We start from the raw sequence: 26,645 nt of genomic DNA, 5'->3' as shown, positions 1-26,645 counted from the left end.
CATCATGCTGCTGTGCAACGTTGCCCTTGGCCTTTTCATATCCATACTATATACGATTCATATACGAACCATATATGGAGATACCCATGGGTATTGTGAGCATAGATGACGATCTGCACGATCAGCTGCGCAGGGCGAGCAAAGTATCGTGCCGCTCAATCAATGCGCAGGCCGCCTATTGGATCAAGATCGGCATGCTCTGCGAGACCAATCCGACGCTCAGTTTCACCGCGATCATCGAGCGCGAGCTCAGTTCCGCCGGCGTTTCCGCGCAACCGCTGGCCGCGAGCGAAGCATGACGAAGCAGCCCCAGGAACTGGCATTGCTGGCCGAATCCGGCCGGCTGCTGGCGTCCGTGTTCGGGCTGCTGGATCGAACCTCGCTGATCGGCATGTCGACACTTCAGGTCAATGAAATGGCCGAGCGGTTCATCATCCATGATCTTCAGGCCCGCCCTGCGAGCAAAGGCCAGTACGGCTATGGTTTTGTGCTGAATTCTTCGGTGAACGATGTGGTCTGCCATGGCGTCCCGTCCCAATCGGAGGTGCTTAGGGACGGCGACATCGTCAATTTCGACATCACGCTGGAGAAGAACGGCTATATCGCAGATTCCAGCAAGACCTATCTCGTTGGCAGCGTCAATCCGGCCGCCAGGCGGCTGGTCCACACCACTTACGAAGCCATGTGGATGGGTATCCGCGCCGTTCGACCGGGTGCGCGGCTTGGCGACATCGGCTGGGCAATCGAACGCCATGCCAAGCGCCATGGCTATTCCGTGGTGCATGAATATTGCGGCCACGGCATCGGCCGGGAAATGCATGAGGAACCACAGATCCTGCACTTCGGAAAACCGGGAACCGGCCTCACCCTGCGTGAGGGCATGGTTTTCACCATCGAGCCGATGCTCAATCAGGGCCGCCGGACCGTAAAAACACAAGCCGACGGCTGGACTGTCGTGACGAGAGACGGGTCACTTTCCGCACAGTTTGAACACACCGTTGCCGTTACAGCCTCCGGTGTGTCCGTGCTGACGCTGCGTCCTGACGAATGGACGGCAGGACCGCTCAGGCGGCTTGCGCCGGCTGGCTGATTCAATCAGCCGTGCAACTTGATGGTGATCTCGGCAACGCGCTTGCCCTGGAATTTTGCGCCTTCCAGTTCCTGCGCCGAAGGCTGCCGCGAGCCGTCGCCATCGGCCGTCGTGGTCATGCCGTAGGGCGCTCCGCCGCGCACGACGTCATTGCCCATCTGCGCCTGATAGGCATAGGAGAGTGGCACGATGATCATGCCATGGTGCTGCATCTGCCACTGGGTGGAAACCAGCGCCAGTTCCTGGCCGCCATGCTGGGTGGCGGAAGACGCCATGACCGAGCCGACCTTGTTGATCAGCGCGCCCTTGACCCAGAGACCGCCGGTCTGGTCGAAAAAATTCTTCATCTGCGCGGACATCGAGCCAAAGCGCGAGGATACGCCGACAATGATCGCGTCATAGGTTTCCAGCTCGTCCACCGTGGCAATCTCTGCCTTCTGGTCGAGCTTGTAGTGATAGGCCTTCGCCACATCGAGCGGAACCAGTTCCGGCACCCGCCGGACAGTGACCTCGGCGCCGGCTTCCCGTGCGCCGTCCGCAGCGGCATAGGCCATCTGCTCCATATGTCCCCAGCTTGAATAATAAAGCACCAACACCTTGGCCATGATCGTCTCCATCGTTGACATCGGTTGGACGGAAAAATGCCGCCATGTCCCACAGGTTAAGCTTTTCGCTGTTCGTTAAAACAGACATTGTCGCGACAAACTGTTCACCATTTGAAATGGCTTGCGGCGGCTGTTTGCGCCCATTACGGTCGCCCCCGCGATAGGAGAATCCAGATGACGAATGAAGTCGTGAGCGCTGCCATGCTTGCCATTGGCGACGAGTTGCTGTCCGGCCGGACCAAGGACAAGAACATAGGCCATCTCGCCGATATTCTGACGGCGATCGGCATTGATCTGAAGGAAGTGCGGATTGTTCCGGATGAGGAAGACCGCATCGTTGACGCGTTGAATGCCCTGCGCGGCGCCTATGATTATGTCTTCACCTCAGGCGGCATCGGCCCGACCCACGACGACATTACGGCGGACGCCGTTTCCAAGGCATTTGGCGTGCCTTGCGAGCATGACGCCAAGGCCATGCAACTGATGGGCGACAATTACGCGGCGCGCGGCATGGAGTTCACCGAAAGCCGCCAGCGCATGGCGCGCATGCCGCGCGGTTCCGTGCATATCGACAATCCCGTCTCGACCGCGCCCGGGTTCAACATCGGCAATGTCTACGTGATGGCAGGTGTTCCCTCGATTTTTCAGGCGATGCTCGACAACGTGATTCCCACGCTGAGGGTCGGCAAGCAACTGCTTTCCCGTTCGGTCAATTGCCCGTTCGGCGAAGGCACGATTGCCATACCGCTGCGCGATATCCAGGCGGCGCACCCCGATACGATCATCGGCTCCTATCCGAAGTACGAAAACAACAGGTTTTCAACGGAATTGGTTGTCCGCGCCCGTGACGAGGACAAGCTTGCCGCCGCGGAACAGGCTGTGCGCGCCATGGTGGACCAACTCGCATCGGCCAAGCAAATCTGAGGAACCATAGGCCTGCGGCCAACGTTCCGGTTCGCACCTGCGATAAAATCACACGCGCCGGTCTTGCGTTCGGAGCGTATAATGCTCTGAATAGCAAGATCGACCTGTCAACCGATGGAGGCCCGCATGGCATTTCGCACGATCATCGCTTTTATCCGCAGCGAGCGCGAGGCGCCAAGGGTTATGGGCGCGGCAAAGCTGATCGCCTCTTCAAGCGAACGAACCCACATCATCGGCCTCTACACCATCCCCTCTCCCATCGTTTACGCAGATCCCACCGGTTTTGCCGATACGACCCTGTTCGAGGCGCATGAACAGCGCCACAAGGAGAATTCGGAGGCGATCTCTGCGCTGTTCAACAAGGAAATGGGCAAGGGCAGGATTTCCCACGAGTTCCGCATCGTCCGCTCGGAGAGCAGCAGCCCGTCGGCCGGTGTCACCCAAAGCGCCCTGCGTGCGGATATCATCGTGGCCGGGCAACCGGACCCGGATGATCCGGACAGCGTCAACGATGTCACCGACCCGCTTGTCATGGAAAGCGGGCGTCCCGTGCTGTTTGTCCCCTACAAGATCGAACTCCCCACGAAAATCAACCGCGTGCTTGTCGCCTTCAACGGCAAGCGCGAGGCTTCGCGGGCAGCGTTCGATTCCCTGCCCTTCCTGATCAAGGCCGAGCGCACGGACGTCGTCTGGATCGATCCGAAGAAAACCACCGACCCGAACATGGATATTCCGGGCACCCCGCTCTCGGACGCCCTGCGCCGCCACGGCGTCAACGTCAATCCTTTCACGATTGAATCCAATGGCGAGGCCGCCGACAAGATCCTGCGCCGCAAGATTGCCGACGACAAGGTGGATCTGATCGTCATGGGTGCCTATAGCCAGTCGCGCCTCAAGGAATGGGTATTCGGCGGTGTGACGAGCTCGTTCATATCGGACATGCCCTGCCTGACGCTGATGTCACGCTGACGATTGAGCGGATAAAGCCGTAAATCACATGTTTCTGCCCCCTTGCAAAGGACAGGCCGCGCAAGCGGCTTGCCATGGGCAGGCATTTCCCGCTATTGCGAGACGCATTCCCTAGCGGATTATTAGCTCCGCCTGTTTTGTGTTTTCTTGATGGAGTGCGCCATGTCTCTTCCCGATAAAGCTTTTCCGGTGTCCTGGGACCAGTTCCATCGGGATGCCCGTGCCCTTGCCTGGCGTGTAGCGGGCATGCAGCGCGAATGGCGCGCCATGGTTGCCATCACCCGCGGCGGCCTCGTGCCGGCGGCAATCATCTGCCGCGAGCTCGGCATCCGCATGATCGAGACGGTCTGCATCGCCTCCTACCACGACTATGAGGAACAGGGCGAACTCAAGGTATTGAAGGACGTCGATCCGCGCCTTCTGCAAGATGGTGGCGAGGGCATTCTCGTCATCGACGACCTGACCGATACGGGAAAAACCGCTGCCGTCGTGCGCGCCATGATGCCCAAGGCGCATTTTGCCACGGTCTACGCCAAGCCGAAGGGCCGCCCGCTGATCGATACGTTCGTCACGGAAGTCTCGCAGGACACCTGGATCTATTTCCCCTGGGATATGGGCCTGACCTATCAGGAACCGATCACCAAGGGACATCGGGGCTAACCAGCCATTTTCTGCGGGGGTAGCCCGAACCGCCTCCGCCCAAACACGAATGGAACCATGACCTCGCTGGAGGCCATGGTATATCCTGATCGGCGCCGTTCATTCCGGCTGCCTCTCATTCTTCCGTAGAATGGATTCCCTGCCTTCGAAGTGATATTGCCTCTGCGGGATCCGCTGTGGTTTTTTTGCACTGCTGTTCAAAAAATCGACACAAGTCGCATATAAGCTAGGAACAGTAGCCTGAGAGTGATTGCGATTTGCAAGAATCGGTTCACAATCATTGAAACAAATCGCAAAAAAAGAGCGGAGCATTGAACTTAAATTACACCAACGAGATCGTGACGGAAAAGCGGATTGAAATGCCGGACGGCAGAATCCGCCAGGTTGCCGCTCTCGTTTACCGGGTCAAAAAACACCAGACAGAGATTCTTCTGATCACCAGTCGCGGCACGGGGCGATGGGTGCTGCCCAAGGGCTGGCCGCAGATTGGCAAGACCTTCGCCCATTCGGCCAAGACCGAGGCCTATGAGGAAGCCGGTGCGCGCGGTGATATCGCCCCCTTCTCCATCGGTGTCTACCGCTATGAAAAGCACGACATGTCGGAAGGCGAATGCGGTGATTTCGTCGTCGACGTCTTTCCCATGCATTTTTCCCATCAGGAAAAGAGCTGGCCCGAACGCGGCGAACGCCGCCTCGAATGGGTCAGCGTCGAAGAATGCGCCCGCCGGGTCGAAGAACCGGAACTGAAGGCCCTCATTGCGAGTTTTGATCCGGCGCTCGTCACCCCGCGCTGATGGTCGGGACGAGCGATATGATCCGCCTCAATCTTTCGCTCGCCATCATCGCCATCCTTTCCAGCCCTGCCCTTGCTCTCGACAATACGCAATTGCAGAAGATCGAGCATGGCTGCATCGACGAGACCGCATCATCATCGCCGGAAGAGCGAATCAGCAACTGCAACAACTGGATTGACAGCGCGCCGGATAAGCTGCGCGCCAAGGCCTATTATGACAGGGGCAACGCCTATCTGGATGTCCAGAAGCTTGATCTTGCGGTTGCCGATTATTCCCATGCCATCACCCTGAAGCCGGACTTCAAGGATGCCTGGTACAGCCGGGGTTATGCCAGGCACGACCTGGGCCATTACGATCAGGCGATCGAGGACTACGACACGGCGCTCAAACTGGCCCCCGAAGACATCGACAGCCTGTATGGCAAAGCCTATGCCTCTCAAAAGAAAGGCGATCTCGACGCGGCGATTGCCGGTTACACCGCCGTTATCCGCCTCAAACCGGACTATCCCACCGCCTTTTACAACCGTGCCATCGCCTACAACGCCAAGGGCGATACGGAAAATGCCACGCGCGACGCCCTCGAATATGAGCGCCTGAAGGACAAGAACCCACAATAGGTGGTGTTGGACGCCATTGGCGCCACGTTTCCATCCGTAGCCAGCTACCGGAAAAACAAGCGAAAGTTCTCCCCGTTATCCACATATGTGACACACAAGATGTTGCGGTCACAAATATGTAAAAAACTAATTCTTGACGCTCGACCCCGAGTCACTTTTTATAGGGCAGTCGTTGCGTTTGTGGCGTGACCGGGGAGTAATGTGACCGGTCTTTTTCCCAGTTTATGCAGTGTTTTTCACAGCTTGCGCCCTATGGCGCACGCCGGTGATGACCTGTGTCTGCAGCCGGAAGAATACCATTGTGCACAGAGAAATATTTGTTGGGTAAATGGCGTCTTAACACAATATTTAGTGTTTACAGGTATGTTGGACACCAGATAATGTGACATTCTCATTTGGGGCGAGTCACAAAACAGGCGTCAAAAAAGGGCCGCCGGGCCCAGGACTGAAGCGGTGAAAACCGCATCGAGGACGGGTCGCGGCGACAGCACCGGATTCAGCTCCTGAATCCGGATAGGACGGGTTTGTGTTCTTGATGCGCGTAGCTCTTCACATGGCGCCCAACGAACACTATATATAGAGACAAGGACGAAGCAGATGCGGATCGAACGGCGTTTTACCAAAGAGAATCAATCAGCCTATGCGGACATCGAATTCCGCGTAGCGACGAGCGAGATCAAGAATCCCGACGGCTCTGTTGTGTTCCGTCTGGAGAATATCGATGTGCCGGCCCAGTTCAGTCAGGTCGCGGCCGACATTCTCGCGCAGAAATATTTCCGTAAGGCAGGCGTACCGGCCAAGCTGAAGAAGGTTGAGGAAAATTCCGTCCCTTCATGGCTGTGGCGTTCGGTTGCCGATGAGGAAGCTTTGGCAGCGCTGCCAGCCGACGCACGCTATGGCTCGGAAATGGATGCGCGTCAGGTTTTCGATCGCCTTGCCGGCACCTGGACCTACTGGGGCTGGAAGGGCAAATATTTCGATTCGGAGAAAGACGCCCTCGCCTTCCGCGATGAGCTCGCCTACATGCTCGCCACCCAGCGCGTCGCCCCCAATTCCCCGCAATGGTTCAACACAGGCCTGCATTGGGCCTATGGCATCGACGGCCCCGGCCAGGGCCACTATTACGTCGACCCGGATACCGGCAAGCTGACGAAGTCAAAATCGTCCTATGAACATCCGCAGCCGCATGCCTGCTTCATCCAGTCCGTCGCCGACGATCTGGTCAATGAAGGCGGCATCATGGACCTGTGGGTTCGCGAAGCCCGCCTGTTCAAGTACGGCTCCGGCACCGGCTCCAATTTCTCGTTCCTGCGCGGCGAAGGCGAAAAGCTTTCCGGCGGCGGACGCTCCTCCGGCCTGATGTCCTTCCTCAAGATCGGTGACCGCGCTGCCGGCGCCATCAAGTCAGGCGGCACGACCCGCCGCGCCGCCAAGATGGTGGTGGTTGATGTCGATCACCCCGATATCGAGGAATATATCGACTGGAAGGTGAAGGAAGAGCAGAAGGTTGCCGCTCTCGTTACCGGTTCCAAGATCGTCAAACAGCATCTGGCTGCCATCATGAAGGCCTGCGTCAACTGCGAAGCCGACAATGGTGATTGCTACGAGCCCGCCAAAAACCCGGCGCTGAAGCGCGAGATCAAGGCGGCCAAGAAGAACCAGGTTCCGGAAAACTACATTTACCGGGTTATCCAGTTCGCCAAGCAGGGCTACACGGATATCGATTTCAAGACCTACGACACCGACTGGGATTCGGAAGCCTATCTCACCGTTGCCGGCCAGAATTCCAACAATTCCGTGTCGCTCAAGGATGAATTCCTGCGCGCCGTCGAGAATGATGGCGACTGGAGCCTGACCGCTCGCAAGGACGGCAAGGTCATGAAAACCCTGAAAGCCCGCGACCTCTGGGAAAAGATCGGTTACGCCGCCTGGGCGTCCGCTGATCCGGGCCTGCATTTCAACACCACGATGAACGACTGGCACACCTGCCCGGCGGCCGGCCCGATCCGCGCCTCCAACCCGTGCTCGGAATACATGTTCCTCGACGACACGGCCTGCAACCTCGCATCGATCAACCTCCTCACCTATCGCGGCAAGGACGGCAAATTCGACGTGACGGGCTACGAGCACACGGCCCGCCTGTGGACCATCGTCCTCGAAATCTCCGTGATGATGGCGCAGTTCCCGTCCAAGGAAATCGCCCGCCTCTCCTATGAATACCGCACGCTCGGTCTCGGCTACGCCAATATCGGCGGCCTGCTGATGACCTCGGGCATTCCCTATGACAGCGCCGAAGGCCGCGCCATCGGCGGCGCCCTCACCGCCATCATGACCGGCATTTCCTATGCGACCTCGGCCGAAATGGCCAAGGAGCTGGGTGCTTTCAACGGTTATGCGCCGAACGCCGCCAACATGCTGCGCGTCATCCGCAACCATCGCCGCGCTGCCCATGGCGAAACCCAGGGTTATGAAGGCCTCGCCGTCAACCCGGTTGCGCTGATCGCTTCCGACTGCCCGGACCAGGACCTGATCGCCCATGCCCGTTCGGCCTGGGACAAGGCGCTGGAACTCGGCGAAAAGCATGGCTACCGCAATGCGCAGGCCACCGTCATCGCGCCGACCGGCACGATCGGTCTCGTCATGGACTGCGATACCACGGGCATCGAGCCGGATTTCGCTCTGGTCAAGTTCAAGAAGCTCGCCGGTGGCGGTTACTTCAAGATCATCAACCGCGCCGTGCCGGAAGCCCTGCGCACGCTCGGTTATTCCGAAAGCCAGATTGCCGAAATCGAGGCCTATGCCGTCGGTCACGGCAATCTCAACCAGGCACCCGCCATCAACCCGGGTTCGCTGAAGGCCAAGGGCTTTACGGACGAGATCATCGCCACGCTGAACACGGCATTGAAGTCGGCCTTCGACATCAAGTTTGCAGTCAACAAATGGACGGTCGGCGAAGACTTCGCCAAGAATGTTCTCGGCTTCACCGATGAACAGCTCAACGACTTCTCCTTCGAAATGCTGCCGGCACTCGGCTTCTCCAAGAAGGAAATCGAAGCCGCCAACATCCACATCTGCGGTGCGATGACACTGGAAGGCGCGCCCTTCCTGAAGGAAGAGCATTATCCGGTTTTCGATTGCGCCAATCCGTGCGGCAAGATCGGCAAGCGCTATCTCTCGGTCGACAGCCACATCCGCATGATGGCCGCCGCCCAGCCCTTCATCTCCGGCGCGATCTCCAAGACGATCAACATGGCCAATGAAGCAACCGTCGACGACTGCAAGTCGGCCTACATGCTGTCATGGAAACTGGCGCTAAAGGCCAATGCGCTCTACCGCGATGGCTCGAAACTGTCGCAGCCGCTGAACTCCTCGCTGCTCGCCGATGTGGACGACGACGAGGACGATGCCATCGAGGCGCTGATCGAGGCGCCTGCCGCCGCCCGCGCGGTGCAGGTCACCGAAAAGATCGTCGAGCGCATCGTCGAGAAATATATCCACGACCGCGAGAAACTGCCGAACCGCCGCAAGGGGTACACCCAGAAAGCCGTCGTCGGCGGCCACAAGGTCTACCTGCGCACCGGTGAGTTCGACGATGGCCGTCTCGGCGAGATCTTCATCGACATGCACAAGGAAGGCGCTGCCTTCCGGGCGATGATGAACAACTTTGCCATCGCCATCTCGCTCGGCCTGCAATATGGCGTGCCGCTGGAAGAATATGTGGAGGCATTCACCTTCACCAAATTCGAACCGGCCGGCATGGTTCAGGGCAATGACGCGATCAAGAACGCCACGTCGATCCTCGACTATGTGTTCCGTGAGCTGGCTGTCTCCTATCTCGACCGCCACGATCTTGCCCATGTCGATCAGTCCGATTTCTCCAACACATCGCTGGGCCGCGGCATCTCCGAAGGCAAGACCGAGCCGGTATCCAAGGGTCTGACCCGCGGCGCCGTCCTGAAGATGGTCAGCCCCGGCGCTCCCGATCCCAAGGGTTTCGGTTCGGGTGCACCGAAGGCCGTCATGGCGTCGAACGTCACGGCCCTTGCGACCCGCTCCGCCGTTGCCATCGCGACCAAGCCGGTCATTGCCCAGGCGCAGGACGAGGCCACGGGCTTCAAGCGTGACTACGAGGAACGCGCCAAGGACCAGCTGGAAGAAGACACATCCGCTGCCTCCGCCCTGTTTGGGGATGCCAGCGCCGAAGCCGCGGCGGAAGAAGCCAAGGCCGAAGCAAAGAAGGTGATGTCCGACCGCCGCATCAAGTCGATGATGCAGGGCTATACCGGCGACAGCTGCTCGGAATGCTCGAACTTCACCATGGTGCGCAACGGCACCTGCCTGAAGTGCGATACATGCGGAAGCACGTCCGGCTGCAGCTAAACCAGCCGAGTTGTTTGGTGGGAGACCCAAAGTTCTGTATTTAGGACCCAATGTTCCGTTCTGCTATCAACGAAATCAAAGGCTTCGCCGAAAGAATGTTTCCGGAGAAAACGGGTTTCCCAAGGGTTGGGGAACTCAAGAAAGCGAAAAGCCCGAACTCATGAGTTCGGGCTTTTTCCTTTTGAATGACGTTCCTGGCGTCCCCAACTAAGGCCGCGTTGGATTGGGCAACATCAACGCCACAAATGGCAAGGAATCTCCTCACGGAGCAATTTCACTCCGCGTGGTGTCCGTCAAGTTTGGTGCTAAGCCGAGGTCAAAGACCATATCTGTCTGATTGATAAACTGGCATCAGCCTTATCGAATTCTATGATCGGTTTGACGCATTGAGCTTCGGTTACGCAGCGCGACACGCGAGCCTCCAAATTTCGTTGACAGGCTGCCCTCTTCGCCCGAGCCATGTTGAAGGGCAACATTAACAGTAACGTACTTGTTTCCTGGGTTTCGTCGATCACTATCCGGATGCTGAATTTCCAATTTGTCCGGCCAACGGTCTGAACCAAGGAGAACATGCCATGAGCGCGGCTGACGACGTCCACGAGACCTCCCCTACATCTGAGACAGACATCTCTCCACTCAATCTCAGTCGCCGCAGACTTCTCATGGGCGGCACGGCACTCGCAGCCGCATCGATGATGGCGTCAAGCCCGTCAGTCGACACCGCACAGGCTCAACAGCAGCCCGCGACCCCGAGCGGCAAAAAGCCGAATATTCTCGTCATCTTTGGCGACGATATCGGCCAGACCAACCTCAGTGCCTATTCGTTCGGCTTGATGGGATATCCGACGCCCAACATTGATCGCGTCGCCCGCGAAGGCATGATGTTCACCGATTACTATGCGGAGCAGAGCTGCACGGCGGGCCGTTCGACCTTCATCACGGGCCAATGCACCCTGCGCACCGGACTGTCAAAGGTGGGTCTGCCCGGCGCGAGCGTGGGTTTGCAAGCGAGAGATGCGACCCTCGCGGAACTGCTCAAGCCGCTGGGTTATGCCACCGGGCAGTTCGGCAAGAACCATTTGGGCGATAAAGATGAATATCTGCCGACCAATCACGGCTTCGACGAGTTCTTTGGCAATCTTTACCACCTTAATGCCGAGGAGGATCCGGAGAACCACTTCTATCCTCAGGACCCGGAATTCCGCAAAAGGTTCGGTCCCCGCGGCGTGCTCAAAGCATCCGCCGATGGCAAGATCGAGGACACCGGGCCGCTGACGAAAAAACGCATGGAGACGATTGACGACGAGACGTCGGCCGCCGCCATTGATTTCATGCAACGCAAGGCGAAGGCGGACCAGCCGTTCTTCTGCTGGTTCAACTCGACGCGCATGCACTTTCGCACACATGTGCGCGAATCGCATCGCGACAAGCCGGGCCTCAATTCGAGAACGGAATACGCCGACGGCATGATCGAGCACGATGCGACCATCGGCCAGGTTCTCAAGGCAGTGGACGATCTCGGCATCGGCAACGACACCATCGTCATCTATACCACCGACAACGGCCCGCATCAGAACTCCTGGCCGGATGCCGGGACGACGCCGTTCCGCAGCGAGAAGAACACCAACTGGGAAGGTGCATTCCGGGTGCCTTGCATGATCCGCTGGCCGGGACGGATCAAACCCGGCTCGGTCTCCAACGAGATGATCAGCGGGCTTGACTGGCTGCCGACCTTGATGGCAGCGGCGGGCGATCCCGACATCAAGGACAAGCTGCTCAAAGGCCATCAGGCCGGAAACAAAACCTTCAAGGTGCATCTCGACGGCTATAACCAGCTCCCCTACCTCACGGGCAAAGAGGAACGCGGGGCTCGCAAGGAATTTATCTATTTCAATGATGATGGCGCGGTCGTAGCGCTGCGGTTCGAGAACTGGAAGGTCGTGTTCGAGGAACAGCGCGTCGAGGGCACGTTACGAATCTGGGCCGAGCCGTTCACGCCCCTGCGTGTCCCAAAACTATTCAATCTGCGATCCGACCCCTATGAACGCGCCGATGTCACGTCAAACACCTATTACGACTGGCTCATGTCGGACGGCGCGGGGATTTTCCTGGCCGCACCACCCATCGTCGGTGCGTTTCTGGCGACCTTCAAGGAATATCCCCCCAGTCAGCGCCCATCGAGCTTCAGCATCGATCAAATGGTCGAGAAGTTACAGCGGAGTTTCGACATCGCAAAATAGCGATGCGGTAGCATCCGGCCAAAGAAAAGCCTTTGGCCGGATTGGATACGAGGATCACAGTGGAGAACGTGCGTTCTCGGGCATCGAGACCTCCATCGTGCCGAATTCCAGCATGGATCGCGATGTCCGCCACGCCCACTCATTGTCTCGAGACAGATGGTGGACCACACACATTGTTTCAGTCGCAAGTTCTTTTCAAGTGAATGGCCATTCCAATTGCTCAAGAAGTGCGAGCAGCGAGATCAAAGCTAATAGACCTGTTCAATATCCGTCGACCTCAACCAGTGCTCCTGTTTAGTATATTTCCGTGCGTTGTTCGAACTGGCGCAATGGCCATACTGACGAAGAATCCTGAAAGTGACCCCTCCAATCGACGAAGTATGTTACTCCCCTACATCTGCATCATGGGGAAGGCAGTGTTGGGCTGGATTTATTCTCGTCCTGCGCCGCAAATACCTGTTGTGCGAAGGATTCGAGCCGCGCTTCGCACTCGTTGAGCTTTGTGGAAGCGTCTGCCCCCTTTGGCGATTGATAGAAATCGAGCGCCCTTATCTTTCCAAGCCAGGTGCGAAGCTTCTCAAGGTCCTCGTCGTTTTCTTCAAGTTCGGCATAGGTGAACTTATCGGCTGCCGACTCCCGATCGATCTCGGCATGGAAGTCGCGGCAGCGTTCAAAGAACTCCTGATAGGCCTCGTCACGATCGGCATTGAAGCGGGCGACGACTTTTTCCTCCTGGGCACGATCGAGACCCGTCGTCTCCAGCAGAACCGCCTCGCCCTCCATTTCCGCAATCTCATGCTCGAGCACTTTGAGACGGCGCAGATGCTCATCGGTCTTGGGCAGGAGACACACGCCGTTCTGCAGATAAACCGCCCCCATTCCCTTGATCTTCCGCCACAGCCAAATGCGTTTCTTCGCAGGCTCTGCGGGAACTTTGTATGTTAACAATATCCAGGACAAGGAAGTCATGTTTCAGTCCTCATGTTGCAGCCGTCGCCGGTCAATATTCCTTGGCCAGCAGCACCCGTCCATCCCATTTGCCATCACTATAGGGCTTGTTCAGCGGCAAGAGCTTGGAACCCGCAAGGGCACTGGCAACAGCGTCCCGGGGCTCATTGTAGTTCGGCTTTTCCGAGACAAGGGTTGCTCGCGCATAGGGGAAACTCAGCTGTTCCGCAACCACGGAGCCGATCCATAGCGGTTCGTTGACGCTGGCCGTTACTTGCGTGTCCACGCGCCAGAGCCGCAGGACGGAGCGCGATGGAGCGCTCCCACCCTCCCCGGCAGGCCTGATCAGAACCAGTGACGGCAACCGGCCGGAATTCATGAAGGGCAGGACGGGCAACAAGGCAGGATCGGTTGTCGCCGTTGTCCAGGCCATGGTGCTCGCCAGCGACCAGGGAACAGGTTGTTTCCAGCCCGCCGCTCCCAGTTGTGCCTGCAGCGACTGAAGGCTGCCGCTCCATTGCACGGTCATGGGTTCCTGGCGTTCGCCTTCGATATCCAGACGATTTTGGGCGGGCAGATGATAACTGCCACGCCACCATTCATCCGCGGGAATGGTCGTGATTTCCCGCTGGATCGAATAACGGACGACATCGGTCGGATAGCGCCAGTAAATGTTGATGCTGCCTGCCGTGATCAATGCCGCGATAGCCACGAATGCAAGGGGCCGGACGTTAATTTCCCCGACGTGATAGTGATAGGCAAGGCCCATGACGATCAGCCACATCGCGGCAAATGTCAGGCTTGCCGATACATCGGAAAACCAATGCGCGCCGAGATAGATGCGCGAAAAAGCGATGAGAACGATGAATGACAGGGCAGCGGCAAAAACCGGAATTTGTACGATTGCCCGGTATTGGCGGGCGATGATGAACGCCAGGAAACCATACATCACGGCATTGACCGTGGTGTGTCCGCTCGGAAAGGAAAACTCGCTCACGCCCGTATAGGCCATTTCACCGGGGCGAGCCCTGTGGATCGCGAACTTGATTCCGGTGTTGAGTGCGCCCGCAAATCCGATTGCCGCGATCCAGTATGCGGCAGTGCGCCAGGCGCGCTGCCAGAGCAGCGCGAGAAACACACTTATCGCAACACAAAGCACGACGACCGTGTCGCCCAGTTCCGTCACACCGATGAGGAGACGGTCACCCACGGATGTTCGCAGCTGCTGCAGCATGGCATAGATAGCGGCATCGACCGTCACCAGGGTATCCCCGGTCACCACGTCTTCGAGTATCCCGAGGAACAGCCATGCGGCGGCGATAATGGCGATTGCCCAAAGGGTCAGGACCCGTGTTTCGGAACGGGATGGATCGATCAGCGGCTTGATCACCTCTGCGATCCAGCCCTCCTTTGTCTGCGTCCATTGCCAGAGCTTTTGCTGGCCGGCGGCGAGCCTGGGAACGCCGTAGCGGATTGTCAGGCGGACAAACCAGATGATCATCCAGACCAGAATGATGAGAGCAATCAGCAGAACCGCGAGGCGGCCCGCTTCATCTCCGGCAAGGCTTAAGCTTGCGCCGACAAGCAGACCCGGTATGACGTGCGCTGGTGCCCAGACGAATGCCGAGACGATATTGGCGACGTAAAATCTTCGAACCGGCATGCGCAGAATACCAGCAATAAGCGGAACGAAGGCCCGGGCGGGGGTGAATCGCGACAGAAAGATACTCTTGCCGCCGTGCAGCTCGATAAAGCGCTCGCCTTTGGCAAGCAGTCCCGGTTGCCGATTGAGAGGCCAGCGGCTGAGAATGGCCTGGTGGTACTGCCGGCCAAACCAATAGGAGATGCCGTCACCCGCAATCGCACCCGTAATGGCGGTGATCAGGAGCGGCCAGACGGTGACTGCGCCGGTCGGCACCAATGCACTGATGCCAATGATGATGGCGGAACCGGGAACAATTGCGCCGATAACCGGGATGGCCTCGGACAAAGCCAGCAGGAAAACCGCCGCATAGGCAAGTCCGGGGTGCGCTGAAATGAATTCGATGATGCTGCTGACAAATGACATCAAATGTCATCCCTTGGCTTTTGACTGGCAGGGCTGTTTGCACGTTGATCCGCTCGCATGTTCACCTCGCAACACCATTGCCAAGCCTGAAGACATTCAACCACAGGGGCACAATCAACGACACCAATGCACACGCCGCCGCCACGGTGAGCGGAACGGCTTCGCCGCCAAGAAAGGTGCTGATCGTTTCGACGACGGCGATCAGCGCAGCAAACATCACACTGGTACCGAACCAGATCAGCAAGACGCGATTGGCGAGGATGTGTTTCAGGTTGGTTACACCCTGACCGCCTGCCATTGTAAGACCGATGACGGCATGCCCGACAAACCAGCTGATGAGCGCGAGCGTACGCGCTGAATCCAGACCAAAATGCGTCAAGCCATACTGAAACACCGCAAAGACCAACAGCGCCAGCGTGAAGCCGCCGCACACGATACCCTGGATGAGCGGCCTCGTGAAAAACGGCGCGTTGGGGTCACGCGGCGGTATGCGCATGACGTCTTCGTCAGCCGGCTGGCTGACAAAGGCAAGCGCAGCCCCCAGATCCATGAACAGTTCCAGAATAACGATCTGGACCGGGGTGAACGGCAAGGGATGTCCCAGAATGGCAGCCGCGGCACTGACCAGGATCAAAGCCAGCTTGACTGCGAGGTAGAAGCAAATGGCCTTGTTGAAATTGGCAATCAGTCGTCGGCCTTCCCGAATGGATTCCACCAGCGTGGCAAAGCTGTCATTGGTCAACACGACATCGGCCGCCTGACGCGCCACATCACTGCCGGCGCGCCCCATGGCAACACCAACAGCGGCGGCCCTCAGCGCCGGGGCGTCATTGACGCCGTCGCCCGTGACCATGACAACATGACCAAAGGCCGATAGCGCCTGCACGATCCTGAGCTTGTCGACGGGTTGCGAGCGGGCAACCACCGCGCCTTTGCTCATCATCGCGGCGATTGCCGAGTCGTCCATTTCCTCAAGCTCGGACGCATTGATCGTCACGTGGTTTTCGATCCCGGCTGCTTCTGCGACGGCGTGTGCGGTGCTCGCCTGATCACCCGTGATCACCGAGATGTGCACACCGGCTGTATCCAGCGCGGCGATCGCCTCCTTCACGTCCGCCCGGATCGGATCCTGAAGGATCAACAGACCTTCAAATACCAAATCGGTCTCGCAGTCTTGCCGGGAGACGTCGCCGCCTTGTCGTAATTGCCTGGAGGCAACGGCCAGGATACGCCCGGCCTTGCCATAGTCCGCGGCCTTTGCCAGCAGCCTTGCGCGGGTCGTCTCGTCCAGTGGTACGGCCTGTGTCTTGTCGCGGAAAGAAACGGCAAGTGCAACAATGGCTTCCGCCGCGCCCTTCGCACCGATCTCAACAAACGCACCCGTTTGAAAATAGCCTGACGATATGCGGCGGGTACGGTCAAACGGGTAATTATGGGTCGGGGCAGCATTTGGCACCTGCCAGTGATAACAGGCATCCTCGATTGCCCTTTCCACCGGATCAAACAGTTTAAGATCGCCGCGGTGCGGTTCGCTGGCAAGGCTGGCGGCCGCCAACACGGGTTCATTCGCCTCCGGATCGGGACGCTGACCCAGCAGCTGGTTCGGGCTGATAATTCCCGCGACCGTCATTTTGTTATGGGTCAGCGTTCCCGTCTTGTCGGTGCAGATGATGGTGACGGCACCAAGGGTCTCGGCCGCCCTGAGCCGGCGCACGATCGCGCCGCGTTGCGCCAAGCGCAGCCCGCCGAGGCCAAGCACGACCACAATCAACACCGGCAGTTCTTCCGGGACCGTGGCAAATGCCAGTGACAATCCCGTCAGGATCATTTCGTCGCCTGGTCTGCCGGCGAAGTAACCGATCAGGGGAATGACCCCGCTCACGCCAACGGCCACCCACAGCAGTACCTTGGCAAGGCTTGCCATGCGCAGCTGCATCGGCGTTTTCGGCTCGCGGGTGCCGGCGACCAGTTCGGCGATCGTACCGATTGTCGATTCCGGGCCCGTTTTGGTGATCAGGACGCGACCGCGACCACGGACGACGAGCGTGCCCCCTAGCAGATAGGCGTTCTTTGGATGCGATACAGGTTCGGATTCCCCGGTGACGATGGACTCGTCTACCGCAAAATCCTCGGCATCCAACAGACGCCCATCGGCTGGTATCTGCGAACCCGCGCGCAATTCCACGACATCCTGCGGCACAATTTCTTCCACCGGGCGCTCAACCACTTCACCGTCACGCCACACCAGAACCTTGGGTTCCGCCATGGCCGCCAGTGCTTCAACCGCACGCCCTGCCCGCCACTCGATCGCTGTTTCCGCCAGGGCAACGGCAATGATGACGCCAAAGATGATGAAGGCATCGCCGGGGTTTCCCAAGATGAAATAGAGAACCCCGATGATCAGCAGAAGCAGCACAAGGGGCTCCCGCAACGATTCCAGCAACTCGTCCAGAAATGTCTCCTGCTTGCGTACCGAAGCCCGATTGGGACCGGCCTCGCCGAGGCGGCGACGGGCATCGCGGCTTGTCAGGCCATGTCTCTCCATTGGAACAGTCGCTTGCGCACCGCGGATATCATCGATCATGGAACGAACTCTGACTATATGAATGTTACGGCCGTTACATAATCCTAATTACCAGACCCGTCTACGCCGACTCTCAAAGCTTACGAATCTGTAAGAAAATACGCGTTGCGGAAACTTCTCAGTTCGAGCAACTGTCGAATAGCATGTGGGCAATCATGGCTTGGGTGGCAATCCGGATGCTAATCGATTTCCAGAAGTCAAAATACATCTCTGCCCGAAAACTGGGAATCCAATAAGACACGAAGAAACACGCTCATGCGAACGCGATGAAAAGTCCGAGCAGTAGCCTTCCCCTAACTCTTTGGCCTGACCTCGTAATAAACCGACACCTTCCGATCCGGCCCTTTGGCAACAGCAAAGACATCATAACTGGCACTGGGGTCATTGCCCATGCCGAGAGACCCGGCGGGCATGCCTGGCACCGCCAGCCCGGCGATGACAGGTTTTTCCGCAAGAAGTTTTCTGACCGCCTCCAACGGCACGTGCCCGTCGAGGAAATAGCCCTCGACGGTTGCCGTGTGGCACCCTTCAACCTCTGCCGGAACGCCGAAGCGCTTCTTGATGCCCGGCAGGTCGTCCGTGTTCACGCGTTCGACCTTGAAGCCTTCGGTCTCCATCGACTTCGCCCAGAGATTGCAGCATCCGCAGTTTGGGTCCTTGTATATTGTCATCACCGATGGCGTTGCAGCTTTGGCCTTGCTAACGGTCAGGGCAACAAAAGCTGCCCCGATGCCTGTACATAAGAATACGCGTCTCTTCATCAGTGTGTACCTCCAGCTTGCGGATTCATTGCCGCCGGTATCGGCAGTGTGCCTGTGTCGTGCGCTTCCACCACACCTGCCACCCTCAACTTCCATCCTTTGACGATGCCATAGACGGCAGGAATGACAATAAGCGTCAGCAGTGTCGATGAGATCATGCCGCCGATCATCGGCACGGCAATGCGCTGCATGACTTCCGATCCCGTTCCCGTACTCCACAGGATAGGCAGAAGCCCTGCCATGATGGCAACGACGGTCATCATCTTCGGCCGGACACGTTCGACCGCTCCCATCATGATGGCTTCATTGAGATCGGCTCGTGTGAACACGCCGCCGCTTGCCGCCCGTCTTGCCTGCACTTCCTTCAACGCCTGATCAAGGTAGATCAGCATGATCACGCCCGTCTCGGCTGCCACCCCTGCCAGCGCAATGAAGCCGACCGCCACGGCGACCGACGTGTTGAAGCCGAGCCACCACATCAGCCAAATGCCGCCCACCAGGGCGAATGGCAGCGACAGCATGACGATCAGGGTTTCCGTGAGGGCCTTGAAGTTGAGGTAGAGCAGCAGGAAGATGATCGCCAGCGTCAGCGGTACCACGATCTTCAGCTTGGCTTCGGCCCGCTCAAGGTATTCAAACTGACCGCTCCAGGCGACGGAGTAGCCCGCCGGCAATTTGACTTGATCGGCCACAGCCAGCTTGGCCTCATGAACATAGCCGCCAAGATCCCGGCCCGTGATATCGACAAAGATATAGACCACCAGTTGGCCGTTTTCCGTGCGGATGGAGGTTGCGCCGCGGGTCAATTCGACCTTGGCGACTTCACCGAGCGGAACCGTTCCACCGCCCGGCAAAGCAATCTGCACATCACGGGCGATGGCTTGCGGATCACTGCGCTGCGACCGGGGATAACGGATGGTGACGCCGTAACGTTCCCGTCCTTCCACTGTCTGGGTGATTTGCTGCGCGCCCAGAGCCATGGAGATGACATCCTGAACATTCTGGATCGACAGGCCGTAACGTCCGAGCGCCACCCTGTCCGGAACAATATCGAGGAAATATCCACCGATGACCCGCTCGGCATAGGCGCTCGACGTCCCCGGTACGGATTTCAGCACCCGCTCGATCTGTCTTGCCACCCCTTCCATTTGAGCAAGGTCCGTACCGTACACTTTGACGCCAACAGGTGTGCGGATACCCGTCGACAGCATGTCGGTGCGCGCCCTGATCGGCATGGTCCAGGCATTCGAAACACCTGGAAACTGCAAGGCAGCATCCATTTCGTTCTTCAGACTGTCGGCGGTGACGCCCGGCCGCCACTCCGACTTCGGTTTCAGGTTGATGATGGTTTCGAACATTTCAGTCGGGGCTGGATCGGTCGCCGTATCCGCCCTTCCCGATTTGCCAAAGACGGATTCGACTTCCGGAAACGACTTGATGATCCTGTCCTGTGTCTGCAGCAATTCGGCGGCCTTGGTGACGGATATTCCCGGCAACGTCGTGGGCATATACATCAGCGTGCCTTCGTCGAGGTTGGGCATGAACTCGCTGCCAAGCTGGCGCGCAGGCCAAATCGTCACGACAAGAGCGGCAAGTGCGATCAGGATGGTGAGGTACTTTGCCTTCAGAACCATTGTGATCAGTGGTCGGTAGATGGCGATCAGAAAGCGGTTCACCGGGTTCTTGTGCTCGGCAATAATCCGGCCGCGCACGAACAGAACCATCAGTGCAGGCACCAGAGTAACCGAGAGAAGCGCCGCAGCAGCCATCGAGAACGTCTTGGTGAATGCCAGCGGCCCGAACAGTTTGCCCTCCTGACCTTCGAGTGTGAAGATCGGAATGAACGACACTGTGATGATCAGCAGGCTGAAGAACAGGGCCGGTCCAACCTCCCCCGCCGCCTCGATCAGTATTTCGACCCGGGGTTTGCCGGGCGGCGCACGCTCCAGATGTTTATGGGCGTTTTCAATCATGACGATAGCCGCATCGATCATTGCCCCGATGGCAATGGCAATACCGCCGAGACTCATGATGTTGGCCCCCAGCCCCAGCCATTTCATGGCAATGAAGGCCATGAGAATACCAACGGGCAGCATGATGATGGCTACGAGCGCACTTCTGACATGAAGCAGAAAAATGATCGTTACCAGCGCAACGACAATGCTTTCCTCCACTAATGTTCTCTTCAACGTTTCAATCGCAGAATTGATCAGTGTCGAACGGTCGTAGACCGGAACGATATCGGTGCCTGCCGGCAGGCTGTTCTTGATTTCCGCGAGACTTGTCTTGGCATTGTCGATGACCGTCAGCGCATTGGAGCCGACGCGCTGAAGCACGATGCCGCTGGCGACCTCGCCAGTCCCGTCCATTTCGGCAATGCCGCGCCGCTCGTCAGGGACGATTTCCACGGCAGCAACATCCGAAAGCCTGAGCGGAACGCCATTCTGCGTTTTCAAAACGATATTCTCGATGTCTGAGACGTTCTTGAGATAACCGCGCCCGCGCACCATGAACTCGAATTCAGACAGTTCTACCGTCCGGCCACCTGTATCCATGTTGCTGGCACGGACTGCTGCGCCAACCTCGTCCAGAGTGACGCCCTGCGACTTCAGTCGTGCGGGATCGACGACGATGGAGTATTGCTTGACGAAGCCGCCGAGCCCGGCAATTTCCGATACGCCTTCGGCCTTCGATGCGCCGAAACGGACGATCCAGTCCTGCATCGAGCGCAGCTCGGCAAGCGACTGTTCCTTGGCAACAAGCGCATACTGATAGACCCAGCCGACACCTGTCGCGTCGGGCCCGAGTGTCGGCGTAACGCCTGCCGGCAGACGGCTTGCGGCGGCATTCAGATATTCGAGCACCCTGCTGCGTGCCCAATACATGTCCGTTCCGTCTTCAAAGATCACATAGACGAACGACACACCGAAAAAGGAGAAGCCGCGGACGACTTTGGACTTCGGCACCGTCAGCATCGATGTCGTCAGCGGATAGGTCACCTGATCCTCGACAACCTGCGGTGCCTTGCCGGGATAATCGGTAAAGACGATAACCTGAACGTCGGAAAGGTCCGGGATCGCGTCCAGCGGCAGAGTGCGGATGGCGTAAATGCCTGCACCAACCGCCATGATGGAAGCAAAGAAGATAATGATGAGATTGCGGGCTGACCAGTCAATGATACGCGCGATCATGGCTTTGCCTCCGCAGGCGCGAGGGTATTGAGCGCTGACTTCAGGTTGCTTTCGGCATCGATCAGGAAGTTTGCCGACGCGACGACTTTGTCTCCGGCGCTGATTCCATCACTGATTTCGGCCATACCGTCGCCGCGCTTGCCGACCTTGACCTTGCGCGGTTCGAACTTGCCGTCTCCCCGGTCGAGGATCACCACCTGACGATCACCGCTGTCGATAACGGCACTGTCGGGAACGGTGACAACCGGATCGCCGTTGCCGGAGGCGATTTCAACGTCCGCATACATATTGGTCCGCAATATCCCGTCCGGGTTGGATAACTCGATCCGGACGCGGGCGGTACGCGTCTGCGCCTGAATATCCGGATAGATCAGATCGACCTTTCCCTTGAACTCACTGCCGGGAAGGCTGCGGACCCTGACCGTCACGTCAGCACCAATCCGCACCGACCCAAGTTCATATTCGGGCACATCAGCCATGACCCAGACATGTGAAATGTCGGCGATCCTGAACAGCACAGCTCCGGGTGCAGCCATCATGCCTTCAACGGCCGAGCGTTCGAGAACGACGCCACGACGAGGCGCAGTCAACGTGATCGACGACGGCACTTTCCGATTGTCCCTGATATCGGCAATCACCTGGACGGGAACACCGAGGTTTTCGAGGCGCAACCTGCTGCCGCCATTCGAACCAGAATTATCGGCTCTAAGATCGGTGATGTACTGCGCGCCCGCCGTTGCGATCTCACGGGCATAAAAACTGACGAGCGGCGCTCCTTCGGCGATGACATCCCCTGTCGTAACATTGGCGACCTTTTCAACGAAGGCCTCCGTGCGGGTGGAAACCACGCTGACGCGGCGCTCGTCCAACTGGACGGTTCCGGGAACCCGCACGGGCCGGATGATCGTGCCCATCTCGGCAACCGCCGTTCTCACGCCCGATCGTTGCAGTTTACCCGGCGATATCGTTACCGAACCATCATTGGTGTCTTCGCCGTCGAAAACGGCAATGTAGTCCATTCCCATGGAGTCCTTTTTCGGCAGCGGCGATGTATCGGGCAGTCCCATCGGATTGCGGTAATAGAGCACTTTGCGTTCACCGGGCTTATCCGGCATTTTCCCAGCGGCCGGTTTTGCATCGTCGAAACTTACATCTTCGCTGGCAAGGACCGGGCGGAATGCCCGCCCATCCGGTGTTTTGGCCGGAGTGCCGGAATATTCCGGCAATCCATCGGGATGACGGTAATAGATGACCGGACCGGACGCCGGAATTGGCCCGGCAGTTTCGGCCAGAGCGGTTTCCGGCATGACGGTTTTCGGCAGGAGAGCAACAACGGCCGTGGGCAGGCCATGTTGGCCTACCCAATAGCCGCCCATTCCGACCGCCGTGACGACGGCGACCAGAACGAGTGCGGACGTTGTGCGTTTCACTGCACGACTTTGAAAACAAGCTTGTTTTCGACAGTGCCCTCTTCACCCTGCACCTTGGCAGCGACCGAGAAGCGCCAGTTTCCCGCCATCGACAGGTTCGTCTTGAAGGAATAGACGCCCGCTTCCGTCGTTGGCATGGCCTTGGCCGGCGTGGTCATCATTTCCATGCCATCGGGCTGCATGTCGATGCGGGTTGCCGAAATGACGGCATTTTCGACAGGTTTTCCCGAGCGTTTGTCGATCAGCTTGACGGCAATAGTGGCCGCGTCGTTCTTCTGGATTTCGCTGGTGACCAGCTTGAACTCGTAGTCGGACGGGGCGGCATGGGCCATAGTTACGGCCGTGAAGAGAGAGGCGAGCGCGAGGCCCGCAAAAGCAGAACGGTTGATTTTCATAGTTTCAAATTCCGATTGTCATGAACCGTGGTGTGCACGGCGGTCAGCGCAGCAAACGCTACGCAACGTGACGAGCGGTGGTACCACTCGGCGGAACGACGCTCACGCGTCGATGACAATCAGAGGCTTGGGGGTCGGTGCGGCGGATCGCCTATGCGTGACGCCAATGCTTCAAAGACAGCGAGATGAAAGAGGTTCTTTTGCCCGAAGATCGAAAAGGTATCGACATCGACTGTCGACAGGCTGGAGAAACCGGTGACACACAGAACATTCAGCGGGCAGTCCTTGGAACAGTCGGGAATCTTGACCTGCTTTTCCGGACAGCACGACATGTCGACTGGCATGCTTGCCGTTTCGACCTTGTCGCCCATGCCCATCGTGATGGGCATGTTCTGGTCAGCCATAGCCGCACCGCTCACGAAAACCGCCATCGGCCCGAGCAGAAGCCCCAGCAAAGCGAAAGCAAACATGAGCATACGGATGGCAGAATATCTCGTCATTGATCTCTATCTGACACAAGCGTCTCGACCTGAACAGGTGCTCACCGGAAGTTGATGTAATTTGCCGCACGGACCATCCAGCGCCCACTTGTTGCCATGCACCGTGAAGCACTTGGCATTGATACCAAACCTAGAATTCGACGCGGCCCTCTCAATGACGCAGGAGATATTTGACGAGGGCTGCGGCCAAGAGAAGCAAAACGACAAGAAACAGGACACCAAGGGCTCCCATGGCCCAACCCATTCCTTCAGACATCCCGTTCATCATCATCGCAAAAACCTTTCATTTATCAACAGGATGCCGGCTGTCCGATGACAGCAGAAAGGCCGTCATCGGACCAGGGTCATCCATCAACCGTTCATTTCGGGATGGGGCGCAGCAAGAATGGGGGATACGTTGGCGACGCTGAATGTCAGGGCCATCGCCAGGCCGAGGAAACGCATGGAATTTCTCATTTCTAGTCTCCTTCGTTAAGTGTTGTCACAACTACGCGTGTTTGAATCTGATGGAAGCGGACGGCCTGCCGGTGCGGGCATGTTCCAGTCGAGTACACTGGCCACCCGGAAGCCCGCGATCTTGGTTTTGACATCGGGCCCTATGACACCGAAATTGTTACCCTGAGGATCGACGCCAAAGAAAACGCTCGAATGATCGCGCAGATATAGAGGAGTACAGGCGCGCCCTGGCCCGTTCTATCATGTGGAGTTGGCAGATCCTGACGGACAGCCCCCAAACAACGATCCTGCAACGTATGTAACAGTTACGTACTTCCTCCCTCGGCCGTTTGCATATTCAAATCATACCACCAGCACTTCGATGTGAACCGTACGCGGTGTCCCGGTCGCACCTTGACCAAGATGCTTTCGGGGGGGAGCGAAGATTGCCGCTATGCTGGGCATAGGATGCACGCTCGTGGGAGGCGTCGGGTACAAATGGAAGGAAACGGTTTCGGCTGTGATCGGCTATCGCGCCCTTGGCGTGAACTACTCCAACGGCAGCCTGACCAACGGCATCGTCAAGCATGGCCCGATCCTCGGACTTGTGTTCCATTTCTGGCCTATCGGAGGACAAGATGAAAGCGTTTGCGGTGGCGCTCCTGGCAGGCGTCGTATTTTTCCTTCCACATTCGGGAATCGCAGCAGAAGGCTCAGAGGGCAAGCAGCGCGCAAGCCGGGCGATCGAAGCGGTCGTCTGGGGCATGCCCGCAGTCAACTTTAACCTGATGTTCCAGGCGATGACAAAGGCGGGCGGCAAGGAGAACCAGATCGTTCTTTGGTCAAGGATACCGGACTGGCGAAATCAGACACTCACGCCGAACCCCAGCACCATCTATCTGATGCCTTTCATCGATACGAAGAACGTCGGGCCAATGGTTCTGGAGATTCCTGCAGCGAAGGACGGCGAAATCACCGGCACGATCATGGACGCCTGGCAGGCCGCGCTCGAAGACGTCGGACCAGCGGGTGTCGACAAGGGCCGTGGCGGCAAATACCTGATCCTGCCTCCGGGCTACTCGGGCAAGGTTTTGAAGGGCTACATTCCACTTCGTTCCGACACCAACATGGCCTACGCGCTTTTGCGCTCCAATGTTGGCAGCGGCAGCGCGGCCGATGTCGCCAAGGCGGTCGACTATGCCCGCAAGATCAAGCTCTATCCGCTGTCACAGGCTGGGAAGCCTCCCGCAACCACGTTCGTGGACGCCGCTGACACCGTCTTCGACAGCACGATCCCCTACGATCTGCGCTTCTTCCAGGCACTTGACCGTTTCGTGCAGCGTGAACCCTGGCTCGAACGAGACAAAGCGATGATCGACCAACTCAAATCGGTCGGCATCGAGCAGGGAAAGCCGTTCGCTCCGGACGGAGACGCCAGCAAAACCTTGGAGCGGTCAGCGGTCGAGGCTCACGGACTGCTGGAGAAGCAGTACGAAGCCCTGTTCCAGCCACCCTTCTATGAAGGCGCTCAATGGGCGCTGCCGGTCCCTCACGACCTGAGCGAGGGCCTGTCCAACCTGTTCAGCACGCCGGGCGTCTATCCCCTCGACAGCCGCGGCACGTTCTTCTCGTTCGCCTTTTCCAGCATCAAGCATCTCGGCACCGGGCAGTTTTATCTGGTGACGATCAAGGACAAGGATGGCAACGCTCTTGATGGCGGCAGCACTTATCGCCTGACGGTGCCTGCGGACGCGCCCGTATCGCTCTACTGGTCAGGCACCGTCTACGATCGCGAGACCCACGGCCTCATCCGAGACCAGAATTGGTCGAGCCGTGGCTCCAACACGCCCGGCCTCCAGAAGAATGCGGACGGATCGGTGGACGTCTATTTCGGGCCCAAAGCCCCGGAAGGTAAGGAAATGAACTGGGTGCCGACGAAGGACGGTTCCGGCTGGGAGATCATTTTCCGGTTCTACGGGCCGAAGAAGCCGCTCTTCGAGAAGACATGGCGGCTCCCGGACATCGAAAAAATGTCAGCAAGGTAGTGGCGAGGG

General features: G+C 58.2%; 19 protein-coding genes. 10 read left to right on the top strand and 9 right to left on the bottom strand.

What is annotated here, in order from left to right:
- Window positions 1-86: 86 nt before the first annotated feature.
- Together ACZ25R_RS10980 and map are read left to right on the top strand one after the other, a co-directional pair.
- The gene (locus tag ACZ25R_RS10980) at window positions 87-299 is read left to right on the top strand and encodes a ParD-like family protein (protein WP_288193223.1); all 213 of its coding nucleotides are present in this window, start codon (window positions 87-89) and stop codon (window positions 297-299) included.
- Entirely contained in the window at window positions 296-1,090 is a 795-nt protein-coding gene (gene map, locus ACZ25R_RS10975; RefSeq protein ID WP_472461004.1) for a type I methionyl aminopeptidase, read from the top strand. Before ACZ25R_RS10980 ends, map begins: the two co-directional genes overlap by 4 nt.
- Window positions 1,091-1,095: 5 nt before the next feature.
- Here map and wrbA read toward each other — a convergent pair whose 3' ends face one another.
- Complete coding sequence (wrbA, locus tag ACZ25R_RS10970) at window positions 1,096-1,695, bottom strand: NAD(P)H:quinone oxidoreductase type IV (protein WP_223613104.1); 600 nt, start codon at window positions 1,693-1,695, stop codon at window positions 1,096-1,098.
- A 174-nt stretch (window positions 1,696-1,869) separates the two neighbouring features.
- Here wrbA and ACZ25R_RS10965 point away from each other — a divergent pair, with 174 nt between their 5' ends.
- From ACZ25R_RS10965 to ACZ25R_RS10935, 7 genes are all read left to right on the top strand, one after another.
- Complete coding sequence (locus ACZ25R_RS10965) at window positions 1,870-2,619, top strand: competence/damage-inducible protein A (protein ID WP_472461003.1); 750 nt, start codon at window positions 1,870-1,872, stop codon at window positions 2,617-2,619.
- A 126-nt stretch (window positions 2,620-2,745) separates the two neighbouring features.
- On the top strand, window positions 2,746-3,588 hold the full coding sequence (locus ACZ25R_RS10960) for a universal stress protein (RefSeq protein WP_223613102.1): 843 nt from the start codon (window positions 2,746-2,748) through the stop codon (window positions 3,586-3,588).
- A 162-nt stretch (window positions 3,589-3,750) separates the two neighbouring features.
- The gene (gene gpt, locus ACZ25R_RS10955) at window positions 3,751-4,248 is read left to right on the top strand and encodes a xanthine phosphoribosyltransferase (protein ID WP_223613101.1); all 498 of its coding nucleotides are present in this window, start codon (window positions 3,751-3,753) and stop codon (window positions 4,246-4,248) included.
- A 359-nt stretch (window positions 4,249-4,607) separates the two neighbouring features.
- A complete protein-coding gene (locus ACZ25R_RS10950; protein ID WP_472462477.1) occupies window positions 4,608-5,042 on the top strand; it encodes an NUDIX hydrolase in 435 nt (144 codons plus the stop codon).
- A 17-nt stretch (window positions 5,043-5,059) separates the two neighbouring features.
- Window positions 5,060-5,659: a tetratricopeptide repeat protein gene (locus tag ACZ25R_RS10945; protein WP_472461002.1), complete on the top strand. Its 600-nt coding sequence runs from the start codon at window positions 5,060-5,062 to the stop codon at window positions 5,657-5,659.
- A 597-nt stretch (window positions 5,660-6,256) separates the two neighbouring features.
- Window positions 6,257-10,039 carry a vitamin B12-dependent ribonucleotide reductase gene (locus ACZ25R_RS10940; protein ID WP_288193219.1) on the top strand — a complete coding sequence of 1,261 codons (3,783 nt, stop codon included), beginning with the start codon at window positions 6,257-6,259 and terminating at the stop codon, window positions 10,037-10,039.
- A gap of 692 nt (window positions 10,040-10,731) precedes the next feature.
- Window positions 10,732-12,279, top strand: a complete 1,548-nt coding sequence (locus ACZ25R_RS10935) for an arylsulfatase (RefSeq protein ID WP_472462476.1) — start codon at window positions 10,732-10,734, stop codon at window positions 12,277-12,279.
- Window positions 12,280-12,681: 402 nt separating this feature from the next.
- On the opposite strand, the gene ACZ25R_RS10930 is transcribed toward ACZ25R_RS10935, so the two are convergent.
- From ACZ25R_RS10930 to ACZ25R_RS10895, 8 genes are all read right to left on the bottom strand, one after another.
- Complete coding sequence (locus ACZ25R_RS10930; RefSeq protein WP_472461001.1) at window positions 12,682-13,248, bottom strand: Chromate resistance protein ChrB; 567 nt, start codon at window positions 13,246-13,248, stop codon at window positions 12,682-12,684.
- A 31-nt stretch (window positions 13,249-13,279) separates the two neighbouring features.
- Window positions 13,280-15,295, bottom strand: coding sequence for a bifunctional DedA family/phosphatase PAP2 family protein (locus tag ACZ25R_RS10925; RefSeq protein WP_472461000.1), 2,016 nt, complete (start codon window positions 15,293-15,295; stop codon window positions 13,280-13,282).
- A 61-nt stretch (window positions 15,296-15,356) separates the two neighbouring features.
- Window positions 15,357-17,879: a cation-translocating P-type ATPase gene (locus ACZ25R_RS10920; RefSeq protein ID WP_472460999.1), complete on the bottom strand. Its 2,523-nt coding sequence runs from the start codon at window positions 17,877-17,879 to the stop codon at window positions 15,357-15,359.
- A gap of 293 nt (window positions 17,880-18,172) precedes the next feature.
- Window positions 18,173-18,496, bottom strand: coding sequence for a DUF411 domain-containing protein (locus tag ACZ25R_RS10915; protein ID WP_472460998.1), 324 nt, complete (start codon window positions 18,494-18,496; stop codon window positions 18,173-18,175).
- 143 nt (window positions 18,497-18,639) lie between these two features.
- The gene (locus ACZ25R_RS10910) at window positions 18,640-21,831 is read right to left on the bottom strand and encodes an efflux RND transporter permease subunit (protein ID WP_472460997.1); all 3,192 of its coding nucleotides are present in this window, start codon (window positions 21,829-21,831) and stop codon (window positions 18,640-18,642) included.
- A complete protein-coding gene (locus ACZ25R_RS10905; RefSeq protein WP_472460996.1) occupies window positions 21,828-23,261 on the bottom strand; it encodes an efflux RND transporter periplasmic adaptor subunit in 1,434 nt (477 codons plus the stop codon). The genes ACZ25R_RS10910 and ACZ25R_RS10905 overlap by 4 nt, the downstream gene beginning before the upstream one ends.
- Window positions 23,258-23,656 carry a FixH family protein gene (locus ACZ25R_RS10900; protein ID WP_472460995.1) on the bottom strand — a complete coding sequence of 133 codons (399 nt, stop codon included), beginning with the start codon at window positions 23,654-23,656 and terminating at the stop codon, window positions 23,258-23,260. Before ACZ25R_RS10900 ends, ACZ25R_RS10905 begins: the two co-directional genes overlap by 4 nt.
- 119 nt (window positions 23,657-23,775) lie before the next feature.
- On the bottom strand, window positions 23,776-24,156 hold the full coding sequence (locus ACZ25R_RS10895; protein WP_472460994.1) for a hypothetical protein: 381 nt from the start codon (window positions 24,154-24,156) through the stop codon (window positions 23,776-23,778).
- A gap of 1,073 nt (window positions 24,157-25,229) precedes the next feature.
- Here ACZ25R_RS10895 and ACZ25R_RS10890 point away from each other — a divergent pair.
- Entirely contained in the window at window positions 25,230-26,636 is a 1,407-nt protein-coding gene (locus ACZ25R_RS10890) for a DUF1254 domain-containing protein (RefSeq protein WP_472460993.1), read from the top strand.
- Window positions 26,637-26,645: the final 9 nt, after the last annotated feature.

It is taken from the genome of Phyllobacterium sp. RCAM01083 (genome assembly GCF_055685835.1).
The sequence above is the reverse complement of the archived record's forward strand: the minus strand, read 5'-3'. Positions and strand labels throughout refer to the sequence as shown.

What these genes read in the sequence shown, in the direction of transcription:
- ACZ25R_RS10900 (WP_472460995.1), bottom strand. Translation starts at nt 23,656, where the DNA reads ATGAAAATCAACCGTTCTGCTTTTGCGGGCCTCGCGCTCGCCTCTCTC.
- ACZ25R_RS10945 (WP_472461002.1), top strand. Translation starts at nt 5,060, where the DNA reads ATGATCCGCCTCAATCTTTCGCTCGCCATCATCGCCATCCTTTCCAGC.
- ACZ25R_RS10935 (WP_472462476.1), top strand. Translation starts at nt 10,732, where the DNA reads ATGATGGCGTCAAGCCCGTCAGTCGACACCGCACAGGCTCAACAGCAG.
- ACZ25R_RS10915 (WP_472460998.1), bottom strand. Translation starts at nt 18,496, where the DNA reads ATGGAGACCGAAGGCTTCAAGGTCGAACGCGTGAACACGGACGACCTG.
- ACZ25R_RS10960 (WP_223613102.1), top strand. Translation starts at nt 2,746, where the DNA reads ATGGCATTTCGCACGATCATCGCTTTTATCCGCAGCGAGCGCGAGGCG.
- ACZ25R_RS10920 (WP_472460999.1), bottom strand. Translation starts at nt 17,879, where the DNA reads ATGATCGATGATATCCGCGGTGCGCAAGCGACTGTTCCAATGGAGAGA.
- ACZ25R_RS10980 (WP_288193223.1), top strand. Translation starts at nt 87, where the DNA reads ATGGGTATTGTGAGCATAGATGACGATCTGCACGATCAGCTGCGCAGG.
- ACZ25R_RS10930 (WP_472461001.1), bottom strand. Translation starts at nt 13,248, where the DNA reads ATGACTTCCTTGTCCTGGATATTGTTAACATACAAAGTTCCCGCAGAG.
- ACZ25R_RS10925 (WP_472461000.1), bottom strand. Translation starts at nt 15,295, where the DNA reads ATGTCATTTGTCAGCAGCATCATCGAATTCATTTCAGCGCACCCCGGA.
- ACZ25R_RS10965 (WP_472461003.1), top strand. Translation starts at nt 1,870, where the DNA reads ATGACGAATGAAGTCGTGAGCGCTGCCATGCTTGCCATTGGCGACGAG.
- ACZ25R_RS10895 (WP_472460994.1), bottom strand. Translation starts at nt 24,156, where the DNA reads ATGACGAGATATTCTGCCATCCGTATGCTCATGTTTGCTTTCGCTTTG.
- wrbA (WP_223613104.1), bottom strand. Translation starts at nt 1,695, where the DNA reads ATGGCCAAGGTGTTGGTGCTTTATTATTCAAGCTGGGGACATATGGAG.
- ACZ25R_RS10940 (WP_288193219.1), top strand. Translation starts at nt 6,257, where the DNA reads ATGCGGATCGAACGGCGTTTTACCAAAGAGAATCAATCAGCCTATGCG.
- map (WP_472461004.1), top strand. Translation starts at nt 296, where the DNA reads ATGACGAAGCAGCCCCAGGAACTGGCATTGCTGGCCGAATCCGGCCGG.
- ACZ25R_RS10890 (WP_472460993.1), top strand. Translation starts at nt 25,230, where the DNA reads ATGAAAGCGTTTGCGGTGGCGCTCCTGGCAGGCGTCGTATTTTTCCTT.
- gpt (WP_223613101.1), top strand. Translation starts at nt 3,751, where the DNA reads ATGTCTCTTCCCGATAAAGCTTTTCCGGTGTCCTGGGACCAGTTCCAT.
- ACZ25R_RS10950 (WP_472462477.1), top strand. Translation starts at nt 4,608, where the DNA reads ATGCCGGACGGCAGAATCCGCCAGGTTGCCGCTCTCGTTTACCGGGTC.
- ACZ25R_RS10910 (WP_472460997.1), bottom strand. Translation starts at nt 21,831, where the DNA reads ATGATCGCGCGTATCATTGACTGGTCAGCCCGCAATCTCATCATTATC.